Genomic DNA, 13186 nt, shown 5'->3' on the forward strand with positions numbered 1-13186 from the left:
AAGAGAGTATCTGGAAATGTGGAAAGCGGAGTTTACAGATAGGAAAACAGATGAGGAGAGTAGATCATGTCGAAGGTTTTAAAAACGATTGTTAATGTGATCCTGTTTTGCGCCATTGTGGTTGCGGCGGGTCTTTTGATTCCACCATTTGCAGGGATTACTACGGTGATGGTGGATGATGTCGATATGCAGACAAATCTGCCACAGGGATCCGTAGCCTATGCAGTGGAGAAGGATCGCAGTGAACTGAAACAGGGAGATAAAGTTCTGATCAGTCAGGAAGGCAGACAATATGTATATGTGGTAGACAGTATCGATGGCAGCGGTGTGGTACTGGACGATCAGTTGAGCACAGATGGTGGGACTACACAGCAGGAGCTGGGAAGCACGGTTCAGAAAGTTATGCTTGTTGTACCGGTGATTGGTTATGTATCCATGGCACTTCGAAGTACAGAAGGGCTGATCATTGTGGGACTTGCTGTTGTATTTGTTATTATCCTGTTTATTCTTGCGGAGGTCTGGAAAAAAGATGATGACGAAGAAGAGGACGAGGAGAATGAGGATGCGCAGGAAGATGAGTCTGAGGAAGGACAGGAAGAAGAACCTGCAGTAATGTCCAGACGGCAAAAGAAAAAAGCAAGAAAAGCAGATAAGAAAAAGCAGAAACAGGAAGAAAAAGCTGCAGTAGCCGAAGCGAAAGCAAGAGCGAAACGTGAACGACAGGAAGCCAAACTTGCCAAGAAGAACCAAAAGGCTCATATGATGGATGAGTCAGAGCAGGAACCGGAAGCGATACCGGCAGAGCCGATGGAAGAGACACAGGCAGCCGGCAGCACACAGGAAATCGTTCTTCCACAGGAACTGATGCAGGAAGAACAGACCGCAGGAAACACACAGGAAATCGTATTACCAACGGAAGAAACTCAGGAAAAACAGGAATCGACAGACGAAACGGAAGATCCGGATAAAACACTTTTGGAAGAAACAGCAAGTCTGTTCGCTGCTGATATCGCCAGCATGATGGGTGAGAATCAGACGAAAGAGACAGAGGAACCGGAAGAGACAGATCCATTGGATTCGACAGAGCAGACACAGCCGGTAGTTCTTGAGACGGTATCAGAAGAAAAACAGGAGACAGGAGATAAGAAACTTGCGATGCCGGTGTACACAAAAGAAGAACTTCTTCAGAAGGCCGAAGCGGATGGAGATGAGCCGGAAGTAATCGAAGATGAAGTCAGCGGAGTTACCCTGGTAGATTATTCAGACGTCCTGTAAAAATAAGAAAATAAAAATTTTTGAAAAAATTTGAAAAACCCCTTGCATTTGCGAGGGGTTTCGTTTATAATAACCCGTGTTGTGACATTGATAGCGATGAAGCGCGAGGTTGCTGCATTAATTGCAGGTTTTCCGTGGAGCGAATGTCAAGTTAAGAAACTGGCGACAAGTCACTGTATACATGTTAAATACGTCCACCAGAAGTGTGGAAAACCGCGTGAAAGTCCGGAGGACACACACGGGAAAGTGTACAGTCACCGCTTGTCGTACTCGTAAAGTGCGAAAAGGAGGCGACTTTTTTTATGGCAAGTCAAGTAATGAGAATTATTCTGAAAGCTTATGATCATCAGCTGGTTGATGCATCTGCAAGCAAAATCATCGAAACTGTAAAAAAGAACGGATCAGTAGTGAGTGGACCGGTACCACTTCCCACTAAGAAAGAGGTAGTAACAATCTTACGTGCGGTACACAATTACAAAGATTCCAGAGAACAGTTTGAGCAGAGAACTCATAAAAGACTGATCGATATCATCGGACCGACACAGAAAACTGTGGATGCTCTGGCAAGACTGGAGATGCCGGCTGGTGTTAGCATCGATATCAAGATGAAAAACAAATAATTTCATCGAAAAGAATTATCCGGAAAAGTTAGATATAGAAGCAACACATTCTTAGGAATCAACATCCCTTATGGGTCATAGTGTTCCACTTATATCGGCTGTTTCTAGGATGAACACCCGGGTTGGTGTTCCGCTGTAGTTTAAACAGGAGGTAAAAAGAATGAAGAAAGCAATCTTAGCTACAAAAGTTGGAATGACTCAGATTTTCAACGAAGATGGAGTTTTAACTCCGGTGACTGTATTGCAGGCAGGACCTTGCGTAGTAACTCAGGTTAAAACTGTTGAGAATGATGGTTACAGTGCAGTACAGGTTGGTTTTGTTGACAAGAGAGAAAAACTGGTGAACAAACCAATGAAAGGACAGTTTGACAAAGCAGGCGTTTCTTACAAGAGATTCGTTCGCGAATTCCGTTTAGAAGATGCTGAAAGCTATGAAGTGGCTCAGGAAATCAAAGCTGACATCTTTGCAGCAGGAGAAAAAGTAGATGCTACTGCAATCTCCAAAGGTAAAGGATTCCAGGGCGCAATCAAGAGACACGGTCAGTCCAGAGGACCTATGGCTCATGGTTCCAAATACCATCGTCATGCAGGTTCCAACGGTGCTTGTTCCGATCCGAGCCGTGTATTCAAAGGTAAAAAGATGGCTGGACACATGGGTAACAAAAAAGTTACAGTACAGAATCTGGAAATTGTCAGAGTAGATGCTGAAAACAATCTGCTTCTGGTAAAAGGTGCTGTACCAGGTCCTAAAAAATCTTTAGTAACAATCAAAGCAACCGTTAAAAGCGCAAAATAATTTAACGGATGATCGGTGGATCCGATGCCGCGAGGCATGATTCTTGAAAAGGAGGAACACACAGATGTCAAACGTATCTGTTTATAATATGGAAGGCAATGAAGTTGGCACACTGGAACTGAACGACGCTGTGTTCGGTGTAGAAGTAAATGAACATCTTGTTCATATGGCAGTTGTGCGCCAGCTGGCAAATAAACGTCAGGGAACTCAGAAAGCAAAAACCCGCTCTGAAGTAAGCGGAGGCGGAAGAAAACCTTGGAGACAGAAAGGAACTGGTCATGCAAGACAGGGTTCAACAAGAGCTCCACAGTGGACAGGCGGCGGAGTTGTATTCGCACCGGTACCAAGAGATTACTCTTTCAAAATGAACAAGAAAGAAAGAAGAATTGCTCTGAAATCTGCTCTGACAACAAGAGTACAGGAAAACAAACTGGTAGTCCTGGACGAACTGAAATTAGACGCTATTAAAACAAAAGATATGCAGAATGTACTGAACAACCTGAAAGTTGAAAAAGCAATGGTTGTTACCGATAACGAAAACGTAATCGTATCTGCAAGAAACATTCCGAATGTGATCACAGCATCTGTTGGAACACTGAATGTATTCGATATCCTGAAATACAACACGGTTGTTCTGGACAAAGCAGCTGTTGCAAAAGTTGAGGAGGTATATGCATAATGGCTAACATTCAATATTATGATGTAATCCTTAAACCGGTTGTAACTGAAAAAAGTATGAACGCTATGAGCGAGAAAAAATATACTTTCCTGGTTCATCCGGAAGCAAACAAATCTATGATCAAAGAAGCTGTTGAAAAAATGTTCGAAGGAACAGAAGTAAAAACTGTAAACACAATGAACCTTGACGGTAAGAAAAAACGTCGTGGTTACACAGTTGGAAGAACAGCTAAGACAAAAAAAGCAATCGTTACTCTGACAGAGAACAGCAAAGACATCGAAATCTTCGAAGGTCTGTAAGATTGCAAAGCGGACAAAGTCAATAAGACTTGAGCGAACATCCGATCGCTCTTACTATCGCTGAATGAAAGGAGATAATTACAATGGGAATCAGAAAATACAGCCCATATACACCGTCCAGAAGAAATATGACCAGCCTGGATTTTGCTGAAATCACAAAATCCACACCAGAGAAATCTCTGGTAGTATCTCTGAAAAAGAATTCCGGACGTAACAATCAGGGTAAAATTACAGTTAGACATCGCGGAGGCGGAAGCAGAAGAAAATACAGAATCATCGACTTCAAGAGAAGAAAAGATGATATCCCTGCAACTGTAGTTGCTATCGAATACGATCCGAACAGAACAGCAAATATCGCACTGATCTGCTACGCAGACGGTGAGAAAGCATACATCCTGGCACCAGAAGGACTGAAAGTCGGCGCTAAAGTTATGAACGGAGCTAACGCAGAAGTTAGACCTGGTAACTGCATGCCACTGTCAGAAATCCCGGTTGGTACTATGGTACACAATGTAGAACTTCATCCTGGAAAGGGCGGACAGCTGGTTCGTTCTGCTGGTAATGGAGCTCAGCTGATGGCAAAAGAAGGAAAATACGCAACCTTAAGACTGCCTTCAGGCGAAATGAGAATGGTTCCGATCAACTGCCGTGCATCTATCGGTGTTGTAGGAAACGGAGAGCACAACCTGGTAAATATCGGTAAAGCCGGAAGAAAACGTCACATGGGTATCCGCCCGACTGTACGTGGTTCCGTTATGAACCCGAATGACCATCCGCATGGTGGTGGTGAAGGAAAGACCGGTATCGGCCGTCCTGGTCCATGTACTCCATGGGGTAAACCTGCTCTGGGCCTGAAGACCAGAAAGAAAAACAAACAGTCCAATAAGTATATCGTAAGAAGAAGAGACGGTAAAACATTAGTGAAATAAGGAGGTTACGTAAATGGCTCGTTCATTGAAAAAAGGACCTTTTGCAGATCAGAGCTTACTTAAAAAAGTTGATGCTATGAATGCAGCAGGAGATAAATCAGTTATTAAAACCTGGTCACGTCGTTCCACAATCTTCCCATCTTTCGTAGGACACACAATCGCTGTCCATGATGGAAGAAAACATGTGCCGGTATATGTTACAGAAGATATGGTTGGACATAAACTGGGTGAGTTCGTTGCTACAAGAACTTACAGAGGACATGGAAAAGACGAGAAAAAATCAGGTGTTCGTAAATAAAGCGGTATAGCCCAATCTTGAAAGGAGGATTTTAGTCATGGCAAAAGGACATAGAAGCCAGATTAAAAGAGCAAGAAATGCTAATAAAGATACCAGACCATCTGCTAAGTTATCCTATGCAAGAATGTCCGTACAGAAAGCTTGTTATGTACTGGATGTAATTCGTGGAAAAGATGTGCAGACAGCACTGGGAATTCTGACATACAACCCACGTTACGCTTCAAGCGTAATCAAAAAATTACTGGAGTCTGCAATCGCAAATGCCGAGAACAACAACGGCATGAGCCTTGAAAATCTGTACGTTGCAGAGTGCTACGCAAACAAAGCACCTACAATGAAGAGAATCAGACCGAGAGCAAAGGGTAGTGCATACAGAATTGAGAAAAGAACAAGTCATATCTCTATCGTGTTAGATGAAAGATAATAAGGAGGGTAATCATGGGACAGAAAGTTAACCCACACGGCCTTAGAGTCGGTGTTATCAAAGACTGGGATTCCAAATGGTATGCAGAAAAAGACTTTGCTGATAACCTGGTGGAAGACTATAACATCAGAACATTTCTGAAAAAGAAACTGTACAGCGCAGGTGTTGCTAAGATCGAAATCGAAAGAGCTTCCGAGCGTGTAAAAGTTATTATTTATACAGCTAAACCGGGTGTTGTAATCGGTAAAGGTGGTTCTGAAATCGAGAAAGTAAAAAAAGAACTGCAGAAATATACAACAAAGAAACTGATTGTTGATATTAAAGAAGTTAAGAGACCAGACAAAGATGCTCAGCTGGTAGCAGAAAACATCGCACTGCAGCTGGAAAACCGTATTTCCTTCCGTCGTGCTATGAAATCTACAATGCAGAGAACAATGAAAGCCGGAGCAAAAGGAATCAAAACATCCGTATCCGGACGTCTTGGTGGAGCAGATATGGCTCGTACAGAGTTCTACAGCGAAGGAACTATTCCGCTTCAGACACTGAGAGCAGATATTGACTATGGCTTCGCAGAAGCTGATACAACTTACGGAAAAGTTGGTGTAAAAGCTTGGGTTTATAATGGCGAAGTTCTTCCAACCAAAGGAACTAAGGAAGGGAGCGATAAATAATTATGTTAATGCCTAAGAGAGTTAAACGTCGTAAACAATTCCGCGGATCCATGAGAGGAAAAGCATTAAGAGGAAATAAAATTAACTACGGTGAGTTCGGTCTTGTAGCAATGGATCCTTGCTGGATCAAATCCAACCAGATCGAGGCAGCCCGTGTTGCCATGACTCGTTATATCAAACGTGGTGGTAAAGTTTGGATCAAAATTTTCCCGGACAAACCAGTAACAGCAAAACCAGCAGAAACACGTATGGGTTCCGGTAAAGGTGCTCTGGAATACTGGGTAGCAGTTGTTAAGCCAGGTCGTGTAATGTTCGAGATCGCAGGTGTACCTGAGGAAACAGCTCGTGAAGCATTACGTCTTGCAATGCATAAGTTACCATGTAAATGTAAAATCGTTTCTCGTGCAGACTTAGAAGGCGGTGATAACAGTGAAAATTAAAAATTATGTAGAAGATTTAAAAGCGAAATCAGCTACAGAATTACAGGAAGAATTAGTAGCTGCTAAGAAGGAACTCTTTAACCTGAGATTCCAGAATGCAACCAATCAGCTGGACAATACAAGCAGAATCAAAGAGGTTCGTAGAAATATTGCCAGAATTCAGACCGTAATCGCTGAAAAGGCGAACGTACAGTAATCTAAGAAGGAGGCACTAAATCGTGGAAAGAAATCTTAGAAAAACACGTATTGGTAAAGTAGTCAGCAACAAGATGGATAAAACAATCGTAGTTGCTATCGAAGACCATGTTAAACATCCTCTTTACAAAAAAATCGTAAAGAGAACATATAAACTGAAAGCACATGATGAGCAGAATCAGTGCAGCATCGGTGATACCGTTAAAGTTATGGAAACCAGACCGCTGTCCAAAGACAAAAGATGGAGACTGGTTGAAATCGTTGAGAAAGTAAAATAATCGTTATCAGTTAATTCGTATAGGAGGAATACCAGCATGATTCAGCAGGAAAGTAGACTTAGAGTTGCTGATAACACAGGTGCAAAAGAGATTCTGTGTATCCGTGTTATGGGCGGTTCTACTAGAAGATATGCCAATATCGGTGATGTTATCGTTGCTTCCGTCAAAGATGCAACACCAGGCGGCGTTGTTAAAAAAGGCGATGTAGTTAAGGCCGTTGTTGTACGTACTGTAAAAGGTGTTCGTCGTAAAGATGGTTCTTATATCAAATTTGATGAGAATGCAGCTGTCATCATCAAAGATGACAAAACACCAAGGGGAACTCGTATCTTTGGACCAGTAGCAAGAGAGCTTCGTGAGAAACAGTTTATGAAAATTGTATCCCTGGCTCCAGAAGTATTATAAGGAGGTAACCTGATGGCAAGTTTAAAAATTAAAAAAGGTGACACCGTTAAGGTAATCGCCGGTAAAGATAAAGATAAAGAAGGAAAAGTTCTGTCTGTAAAAGACGGTAAAGTCATCGTTGAAGGTATCAACATGATCACAAAACATGCAAAACCTTCTATGGCTAACCAGCAGGGCGGAATCATCAACAAAGAAGCTCCGATCGATGCATCTAACGTAATGCTGATCCACAACGGAAAAGCTGTTCGTGTAGGCTTCAAAGTTGAAGATGGAAAAAAAGTTCGTGTTGCAAAAGGCAGCAACGAAGTAATCGACTAATTGAGAGAGGAGGCAATTGAAAGTGAGCAGACTGAAAGATACTTACAAAAATGAGATCGTAGATGCTATGACCAAGAAATTTGGTTATAAAAATATCATGGAAGTGCCAAAACTCGATAAGATCGTAATCAACATGGGTGTTGGCGAAGCCAAAGAAAATGCTAAAATTCTGGAAGCAGCTGTAAAAGATCTGGAAACAATTTCCGGACAGAAAGCAGTTCTGACAAGAGCAAAAAATTCCGTAGCTAACTTCAAAATCCGTGAAGGTATGCCAATCGGTTGTAAAGTTACCCTGAGAGGGGAAAAAATGTATGAGTTCGCTGATCGTCTGATCAACCTGGCTCTGCCTCGTGTACGTGACTTCCGTGGAGTTAATCCAAACGCATTTGACGGAAGAGGAAACTATGCACTGGGTATTAAAGAACAGCTGATTTTCCCGGAAATCGAGTATGATAAAGTTGATAAAGTAAGAGGTATGGACATCATCTTTGTTACAACAGCTAAGACTGATGAAGAAGCTCGTGAATTATTGACATTATTCAACATGCCGTTTTCAAAGTAAGAATAGGAGGGAAAATTCATGGCTAAGACAGCAATGAAAATCAAACAGCAGCGTAAACAGAAATTCTCCACAAGAGAATACAATCGTTGCAGAATCTGTGGTCGTCCACATGCTTACTTAAGAAAATACGGAATCTGCAGAATTTGCTTCCGTGAATTAGCATACAAAGGACAGATCCCGGGTGTTAAGAAAGCAAGCTGGTAAGAGTTGAAAGCGGATCGAAAGATCCGATGAAAGCCCACATCACTTGGCAAGGCCGAAAGGCTGCGCTAAAGTGAGAGGGTATTACACATACAAACAAGAACATGAAAAGTCTAAATAATTAGGAGGAAACTATCATGACAATGAGCGATCCGATTGCAGATATGCTTACAAGAATCCGTAACGCTAACACAGCAAAACATGCTACTGTAGACGTTCCGGCATCCAAAATCAAAGTTGCTATCGCAGACATTCTGGTTAAAGAAGGTTACGTGGCAAAATATGAAATCGTAGAAGATGGAAACTTCAAAAACATCCGTATTACTCTGAAATACGGTGCTGACAAAAACGAAAAGATCATCACTGGTCTGAAGAGAATTTCCAAACCAGGTCTTCGTATTTACGCTGGTAAAGACGAACTGCCAAGAGTACTGGGCGGACTGGGAATCGCAATTCTGTCTACAAACCAGGGTGTTATTACTGATAAAGAAGCCAGAAAGCTGCAGGTTGGCGGTGAAGTTCTGGCATTCGTTTGGTAAGATCGGTCACTTCGCGCAAGCAAAGGATATAGAAACTGAAAACAGAGGGGACTGAGCGTCCTCTCCGAAAATCTAAGTTAATAGGAGGAAAATGGTATGTCACGTATTGGAAGACTGCCTGTAGTTGTTCCGGCTGGTGTAACAGTTGAAGTTAAAGAGAACAATTGCGTTGTTGTAAAAGGTTCTAAAGGAACTCTGGAAAGAAATCTGCCTGTAGAAATGGACATCAAAGTAGAAGATGGACATGTGGTAGTAACAAGACCAAACGACTCAAAGAAAATGAAAGCTCTGCACGGTCTGACCAGAACTCTGATCCACAACATGGTTGTTGGTGTCAGCGAAGGATATGAAAAAGTTCTGGAAGTAAACGGTGTAGGTTACAGAGCTCAGAAACAGGGTAAGAAATTAGTTCTTTCCTTAGGATATTCTCACCCAGTTGAAATGGAAGATCCGGAAGGATTGGAAACAACTGTAGATGGCAACAAGATTACTGTAAAAGGTATCAGCAAAGAAAAAGTTGGCCAGTACGCAGCTGAAATCAGAGAAAAGAGAAGACCGGAACCTTACAAAGGTAAAGGTATCAAATATGCTGATGAAGTTATCAGACGTAAAGTTGGTAAAACTGGTAAGAAATAAATAAGGAGAGTGCAAAAATGATTAATAAAGTATCAAGAGCGAGTGTTCGTACTAAAAAGCATAGAAGAATGCGTCATCATATCGTTGGTACAGCTCAGAGACCTCGTCTGGCTGTATTCAGAAGTAATAACCATATGTATGCACAGATCATTGATGATACCGTTGGAAAAACATTAGTATCCGCTTCTACTCTTCAGAAAGACGTAAAAGCAGAACTGGAACAGACCAACACAGTAGCAGCAGCAGCTTACCTGGGAACTGTTATCGGTAAGAAAGCAGTTGAGGCAGGAATCGAAGAAGTTGTATTTGACAGAGGCGGTTTCGTATACCATGGTAAAGTAAAAGCATTAGCAGATGCAGCTAGAGAAGCTGGCCTGAAATTCTAGGAAAGAGAGGAGCGAAATACATGAGACATACAATCATTGATGCTAGTCAGTTAGAATTAGAAGAAAAAGTAGTCTCAATCAAACGTGTAACAAAAGTTGTTAAAGGTGGACGTACCATGCGTTTTACAGCTTTAGTAGTTGTTGGAGACGGCAACGGACATGTTGGTGCAGGACTTGGAAAAGCAGCTGAAATTCCGGAAGCTATCCGCAAAGGAAAAGAAGATGCTATCAAAAAATTAGTAACCGTAGCAAGAGATGAAAACAACAGTATCACACATGATTATGTTGGTAAATTCGGCAGCGCTGAACTTCTGATGAAGAGAGCCCCGGAAGGTACTGGTGTAATCGCTGGTGGTCCGGCTCGTGCGGTTATCGAGTTAGCAGGTATCAAAAACATCCGTACAAAATGTATGGGTTCCAGAAATAAACAGAACGTTGTACTTGCTACCATCGCAGGTTTAAGTCAGTTAAAGACTCCGGAAGAAGTAGCTAGACTTCGCGGTAAATCCGTAGAAGAGATCTTTGCTTAAGGAGGACTGGAAAATGTTAAAAATTACTTTAGTAAAATCTACAATCGGTGCAGTTCCAAAACACAAAAAAACAATTGAAGCTCTGGGACTGTCCAAAATGCACAAAACTGTTGAACTGCCGGATAATGCAGCAACAAGAGGTATGATCAAACAGGTTCAGCATTTAGTAAAAGTTGAAGAAGCGTAATTAGAATAGAAGGAGGTGCCACAATGGATTTATCTAATTTAAGACCTGCAGAAGGTTCCAGACAGAGTGATGACTTCCGTAGAGGCCGTGGACACGGTTCAGGAAATGGTAAAACAGCTGGTAAAGGACATAAAGGACAGAAAGCTCGTTCCGGAGCTCCAAGACCAGGTTTCGAAGGTGGTCAGATGCCTTTATACAGAAGACTTCCTAAGAGAGGTTTCAAGAACAGAAATACCAAAGAAATCGTTGGTATCAATGTAGAAGCTCTGAACAGATTTGAAGATGGAGCAGAAGTTACTATCGCAGCTCTGGTTGAGAGTGGTCTGGTTTCCAATCCGAAGGATGGTGTTAAGATTCTTGGTAACGGAGAACTGACAAAGAAACTGACTGTAAAAGTTACTGCAGTAAGCGAAGGCGCAAAAGCAAAAATTGAAGCAGCAGGTGGAACAGTAGCATAAGAGGTGAGCTTATATGTTAAAGACTCTTCAGAATGCATTTAAAGTGAAAGATGTCAGACATAGAATCTTTTATGTGTTAATGATGCTGGTAGTCATCCGAATTGGCTCCCAGCTCCCTGTTCCGGGAGTCGATGGAAGTTATTTCAAAACCTGGTTTGAAAGTCAGACGGGCGATGCATTTAACTTCCTCGACGCATTTACAGGCGGTTCATTTTCACAGATGTCTATCTTTGCACTTAGCATTACACCTTACATCACATCATCCATTATTATCCAGCTTCTTACAATCGCGATTCCAAAACTGGAAGAAATGCAGAGAGACGGAGAAGATGGCAGAAAGAAACTTGGTGCAATTACCCGTTATGTAACCATCGGATTATCCCTGTTTGAATCTATTGCCATGGCAATCGGATTCGGTAATAAAGGATTGATTCCGGACAATAGTTTTGTTAAAATGGTTGTAGTAGTTGTTGCATTAACAGCAGGTTCGGCGTTCTTAATGTGGGTTGGTGAACAGATCAATGAAAAAGGTGTTGGAAATGGTATTTCCATCGTACTTTTGATCAATATCGTATCTCGTATCCCGAGTGATATGACGACACTGTACGAAAGCTTCATGAAAGGAAAAATTATTGCAAAAGCACTCCTCTCCGGCGTTATTATAGCGGCGATTATTGTTGGGGTTGTAATTCTGGTAATTATCCTGAACGGAGCTGAGAGAAGAATTCCTGTTCAGTATTCCAAAAAGATGCAGGGCAGAAAAATGATGGGCGGACAGTCCAGCCATATTCCTTTAAAAGTAAATACGGCCGGCGTAATCCCGGTAATCTTTGCATCCTCTATTATGTCTTTCCCAAGTGTGATTGCTTCTTTCCTGGGCAAAACCGGTGGAACAGGTATTGGTGGCAAGATTCTGGCAGGTATGAACAGTAATAACTGGTTTGACCTGGAACATCCATGGTATTCGATTGGCCTGGTGGCTTATATCGTTATGGTAATCTTTTTCGCTTACTTCTATACATCAATTACTTTCAATCCATTGGAAGTAGCTGATAACATGAAAAAGCAGGGTGGTTTTATCCCGGGTATCCGTCCAGGAAAACCAACCGTAGATTATCTGACAAAGATGTTGAATTATATCATCTTTATTGGTGCAGCTGGGCTTACCATTGTAGCGGTTATCCCGTTCTTCTTTAATGGTGTATTCGGTGCGAATGTGTCATTCGGCGGAACTTCTATCATTATTATTGTAGGAGTTATCCTTGAGACACTGAAGCAGATTGAATCCATGATGCTGGTAAGAAACTACAAAGGTTTTTTAGATAACTAAAAGGTTGTGGCGTTTTACGCCACAGCCTTAAAGTGCTATTAAAGTAATTATTTAATTACGAAAAAAAGAAGGAGAGGGTACAAAGATGAAAGTAATTATGTTGGGTGCACCTGGTGCCGGTAAAGGCACACAGGCAAAAAAAATTGCGGAAAAATATGAGATTCCGCACATCTCCACAGGAGATATTTTCCGGGCGAATATCAAAAACGGTACAGAACTTGGAAATAAAGCAAAAAGTTATATGGATCAGGGACATCTGGTTCCTGATGAGCTGACCTGTGATCTGGTCGTTGATCGAATCAATCAGGCAGACTGTAAAAACGGCTATGTATTGGATGGTTTTCCAAGAACCATTCCGCAGGCGGAGGCTTTAAAAGCTGCGCTGGAGAAAATGGGTGAAACTATTGATTATGCAATCAACGTTGAAGTTCCGGATGAGAACATCGTAAACCGAATGGGTGGACGTCGTGCCTGCCCTGGATGCGGATGCACTTACCACATCAAACATAATCCTCCGAAAGTGGAAGATATCTGTGATGTATGTGGTGCAAAACTGGTGCTGCGTGACGATGACAAACCCGAGACTGTTACGAAACGTCTGAGTGTATATCATGAACAAACCAAGCCTTTGATCGACTTCTACAAAAAAGAAGGCGTATTAAGAGAAGTCGACGGAACACAGGATCTGAATGATGTGTTCCAGGCTATCACTGAAATCTTAGGAGCGTAA

General features: G+C 42.0%; 24 protein-coding genes. All 24 read left to right on the forward strand.

Annotation, left to right across the window (positions count from 1 at the left end; translation table 11 throughout):
• The first annotated feature begins 66 nt into the window (after positions 1-66).
• The 24 genes from MSA64_RS07700 (at position 67) to MSA64_RS07815 (ending at position 13186) form a co-directional block, all read left to right on the forward strand.
• Positions 67-1275, forward strand: a complete 1209-nt coding sequence (locus tag MSA64_RS07700) for a hypothetical protein (RefSeq protein ID WP_287891225.1) — start codon at positions 67-69, stop codon at positions 1273-1275.
• Positions 1276-1577: 302 nt separating this feature from the next.
• Positions 1578-1895, forward strand: coding sequence for a 30S ribosomal protein S10 (rpsJ, locus tag MSA64_RS07705; protein ID WP_287891227.1), 318 nt, complete (start codon positions 1578-1580; stop codon positions 1893-1895).
• Positions 1896-2055: 160 nt separating this feature from the next.
• Complete coding sequence (gene rplC / locus MSA64_RS07710) at positions 2056-2691, forward strand: 50S ribosomal protein L3 (protein WP_022172068.1); 636 nt, start codon at positions 2056-2058, stop codon at positions 2689-2691.
• 64 nt (positions 2692-2755) lie between these two features.
• On the forward strand, positions 2756-3370 hold the full coding sequence (rplD, locus tag MSA64_RS07715) for a 50S ribosomal protein L4 (protein WP_022172069.1): 615 nt from the start codon (positions 2756-2758) through the stop codon (positions 3368-3370).
• Positions 3370-3669 carry a 50S ribosomal protein L23 gene (rplW, locus tag MSA64_RS07720; RefSeq protein ID WP_022172070.1) on the forward strand — a complete coding sequence of 100 codons (300 nt, stop codon included), beginning with the start codon at positions 3370-3372 and terminating at the stop codon, positions 3667-3669. The genes rplD and rplW overlap by 1 nt, the downstream gene beginning before the upstream one ends.
• 83 nt (positions 3670-3752) lie before the next feature.
• Positions 3753-4598: a 50S ribosomal protein L2 gene (gene rplB / locus MSA64_RS07725; RefSeq protein ID WP_154432047.1), complete on the forward strand. Its 846-nt coding sequence runs from the start codon at positions 3753-3755 to the stop codon at positions 4596-4598.
• A gap of 13 nt (positions 4599-4611) precedes the next feature.
• Positions 4612-4896, forward strand: coding sequence for a 30S ribosomal protein S19 (gene rpsS / locus MSA64_RS07730; protein ID WP_022010392.1), 285 nt, complete (start codon positions 4612-4614; stop codon positions 4894-4896).
• Between the two features lie 37 nt (positions 4897-4933).
• A complete protein-coding gene (rplV, locus tag MSA64_RS07735; protein WP_287891229.1) occupies positions 4934-5320 on the forward strand; it encodes a 50S ribosomal protein L22 in 387 nt (128 codons plus the stop codon).
• A 14-nt stretch (positions 5321-5334) separates the two neighbouring features.
• Positions 5335-5991: a 30S ribosomal protein S3 gene (gene rpsC / locus MSA64_RS07740; RefSeq protein ID WP_022172073.1), complete on the forward strand. Its 657-nt coding sequence runs from the start codon at positions 5335-5337 to the stop codon at positions 5989-5991.
• Positions 5992-5993: 2 nt separating this feature from the next.
• Positions 5994-6431, forward strand: a complete 438-nt coding sequence (gene rplP, locus MSA64_RS07745) for a 50S ribosomal protein L16 (protein WP_022172074.1) — start codon at positions 5994-5996, stop codon at positions 6429-6431.
• Positions 6421-6627 carry a 50S ribosomal protein L29 gene (rpmC, locus tag MSA64_RS07750; protein ID WP_022172075.1) on the forward strand — a complete coding sequence of 69 codons (207 nt, stop codon included), beginning with the start codon at positions 6421-6423 and terminating at the stop codon, positions 6625-6627. Before rplP ends, rpmC begins: the two co-directional genes overlap by 11 nt.
• A 22-nt stretch (positions 6628-6649) precedes the next feature.
• The gene (rpsQ, locus tag MSA64_RS07755) at positions 6650-6904 is read left to right on the forward strand and encodes a 30S ribosomal protein S17 (protein ID WP_022172076.1); all 255 of its coding nucleotides are present in this window, start codon (positions 6650-6652) and stop codon (positions 6902-6904) included.
• 36 nt (positions 6905-6940) lie between these two features.
• Complete coding sequence (rplN, locus tag MSA64_RS07760) at positions 6941-7309, forward strand: 50S ribosomal protein L14 (RefSeq protein ID WP_022008346.1); 369 nt, start codon at positions 6941-6943, stop codon at positions 7307-7309.
• A gap of 12 nt (positions 7310-7321) precedes the next feature.
• Positions 7322-7627, forward strand: coding sequence for a 50S ribosomal protein L24 (gene rplX, locus MSA64_RS07765; protein WP_022172077.1), 306 nt, complete (start codon positions 7322-7324; stop codon positions 7625-7627).
• A gap of 22 nt (positions 7628-7649) precedes the next feature.
• Positions 7650-8189, forward strand: a complete 540-nt coding sequence (gene rplE, locus MSA64_RS07770) for a 50S ribosomal protein L5 (RefSeq protein WP_022172078.1) — start codon at positions 7650-7652, stop codon at positions 8187-8189.
• A gap of 18 nt (positions 8190-8207) precedes the next feature.
• Positions 8208-8393: a type Z 30S ribosomal protein S14 gene (locus MSA64_RS07775; RefSeq protein WP_022008349.1), complete on the forward strand. Its 186-nt coding sequence runs from the start codon at positions 8208-8210 to the stop codon at positions 8391-8393.
• Positions 8394-8527: 134 nt separating this feature from the next.
• Positions 8528-8929 (forward strand): 30S ribosomal protein S8, encoded by a 402-nt coding sequence (gene rpsH, locus MSA64_RS07780; protein ID WP_022172079.1) that lies wholly within the window; start codon positions 8528-8530, stop codon positions 8927-8929.
• A gap of 96 nt (positions 8930-9025) precedes the next feature.
• Positions 9026-9565, forward strand: a complete 540-nt coding sequence (rplF, locus tag MSA64_RS07785; protein WP_287891233.1) for a 50S ribosomal protein L6 — start codon at positions 9026-9028, stop codon at positions 9563-9565.
• 17 nt (positions 9566-9582) lie between these two features.
• Positions 9583-9951 (forward strand): 50S ribosomal protein L18, encoded by a 369-nt coding sequence (gene rplR / locus MSA64_RS07790; RefSeq protein WP_022172081.1) that lies wholly within the window; start codon positions 9583-9585, stop codon positions 9949-9951.
• 20 nt (positions 9952-9971) lie between these two features.
• Positions 9972-10481 (forward strand): 30S ribosomal protein S5, encoded by a 510-nt coding sequence (gene rpsE, locus MSA64_RS07795; RefSeq protein ID WP_022172082.1) that lies wholly within the window; start codon positions 9972-9974, stop codon positions 10479-10481.
• Between the two features lie 13 nt (positions 10482-10494).
• The gene (rpmD, locus tag MSA64_RS07800; RefSeq protein ID WP_022172083.1) at positions 10495-10668 is read left to right on the forward strand and encodes a 50S ribosomal protein L30; all 174 of its coding nucleotides are present in this window, start codon (positions 10495-10497) and stop codon (positions 10666-10668) included.
• Positions 10669-10691: 23 nt separating this feature from the next.
• Complete coding sequence (gene rplO, locus MSA64_RS07805) at positions 10692-11126, forward strand: 50S ribosomal protein L15 (RefSeq protein ID WP_022172084.1); 435 nt, start codon at positions 10692-10694, stop codon at positions 11124-11126.
• 13 nt (positions 11127-11139) lie between these two features.
• A complete protein-coding gene (gene secY, locus MSA64_RS07810) occupies positions 11140-12456 on the forward strand; it encodes a preprotein translocase subunit SecY (RefSeq protein WP_106491833.1) in 1317 nt (438 codons plus the stop codon).
• 85 nt (positions 12457-12541) lie between these two features.
• The gene (locus MSA64_RS07815) at positions 12542-13186 is read left to right on the forward strand and encodes an adenylate kinase (protein WP_117523995.1); all 645 of its coding nucleotides are present in this window, start codon (positions 12542-12544) and stop codon (positions 13184-13186) included.

Origin of the sequence: Oliverpabstia sp., from assembly GCF_022785585.1 — a bacterium.
Classification (GTDB): domain Bacteria; phylum Bacillota; class Clostridia; order Lachnospirales; family Lachnospiraceae; genus Oliverpabstia; species Oliverpabstia intestinalis.

Coding starts and splice junctions, on each gene's coding strand:
- rplF (WP_287891233.1), top strand. CDS start 9,026: ATGTCACGTATTGGAAGACTGCCTGTAGTTGTTCCGGCTGGTGTAACA.
- MSA64_RS07700 (WP_287891225.1), top strand. CDS start 67: ATGTCGAAGGTTTTAAAAACGATTGTTAATGTGATCCTGTTTTGCGCC.
- rpsC (WP_022172073.1), top strand. CDS start 5,335: ATGGGACAGAAAGTTAACCCACACGGCCTTAGAGTCGGTGTTATCAAA.
- secY (WP_106491833.1), top strand. CDS start 11,140: ATGTTAAAGACTCTTCAGAATGCATTTAAAGTGAAAGATGTCAGACAT.
- rplP (WP_022172074.1), top strand. CDS start 5,994: ATGTTAATGCCTAAGAGAGTTAAACGTCGTAAACAATTCCGCGGATCC.
- rplV (WP_287891229.1), top strand. CDS start 4,934: ATGGCAAAAGGACATAGAAGCCAGATTAAAAGAGCAAGAAATGCTAAT.
- rplD (WP_022172069.1), top strand. CDS start 2,756: ATGTCAAACGTATCTGTTTATAATATGGAAGGCAATGAAGTTGGCACA.
- rpsE (WP_022172082.1), top strand. CDS start 9,972: ATGAGACATACAATCATTGATGCTAGTCAGTTAGAATTAGAAGAAAAA.
- rplN (WP_022008346.1), top strand. CDS start 6,941: ATGATTCAGCAGGAAAGTAGACTTAGAGTTGCTGATAACACAGGTGCA.
- MSA64_RS07815 (WP_117523995.1), top strand. CDS start 12,542: ATGAAAGTAATTATGTTGGGTGCACCTGGTGCCGGTAAAGGCACACAG.
- rplR (WP_022172081.1), top strand. CDS start 9,583: ATGATTAATAAAGTATCAAGAGCGAGTGTTCGTACTAAAAAGCATAGA.
- rplX (WP_022172077.1), top strand. CDS start 7,322: ATGGCAAGTTTAAAAATTAAAAAAGGTGACACCGTTAAGGTAATCGCC.
- rplO (WP_022172084.1), top strand. CDS start 10,692: ATGGATTTATCTAATTTAAGACCTGCAGAAGGTTCCAGACAGAGTGAT.
- MSA64_RS07775 (WP_022008349.1), top strand. CDS start 8,208: ATGGCTAAGACAGCAATGAAAATCAAACAGCAGCGTAAACAGAAATTC.
- rpsH (WP_022172079.1), top strand. CDS start 8,528: ATGACAATGAGCGATCCGATTGCAGATATGCTTACAAGAATCCGTAAC.
- rpsS (WP_022010392.1), top strand. CDS start 4,612: ATGGCTCGTTCATTGAAAAAAGGACCTTTTGCAGATCAGAGCTTACTT.
- rpsJ (WP_287891227.1), top strand. CDS start 1,578: ATGGCAAGTCAAGTAATGAGAATTATTCTGAAAGCTTATGATCATCAG.
- rplW (WP_022172070.1), top strand. CDS start 3,370: ATGGCTAACATTCAATATTATGATGTAATCCTTAAACCGGTTGTAACT.
- rplB (WP_154432047.1), top strand. CDS start 3,753: ATGGGAATCAGAAAATACAGCCCATATACACCGTCCAGAAGAAATATG.
- rpmD (WP_022172083.1), top strand. CDS start 10,495: ATGTTAAAAATTACTTTAGTAAAATCTACAATCGGTGCAGTTCCAAAA.
- rplC (WP_022172068.1), top strand. CDS start 2,056: ATGAAGAAAGCAATCTTAGCTACAAAAGTTGGAATGACTCAGATTTTC.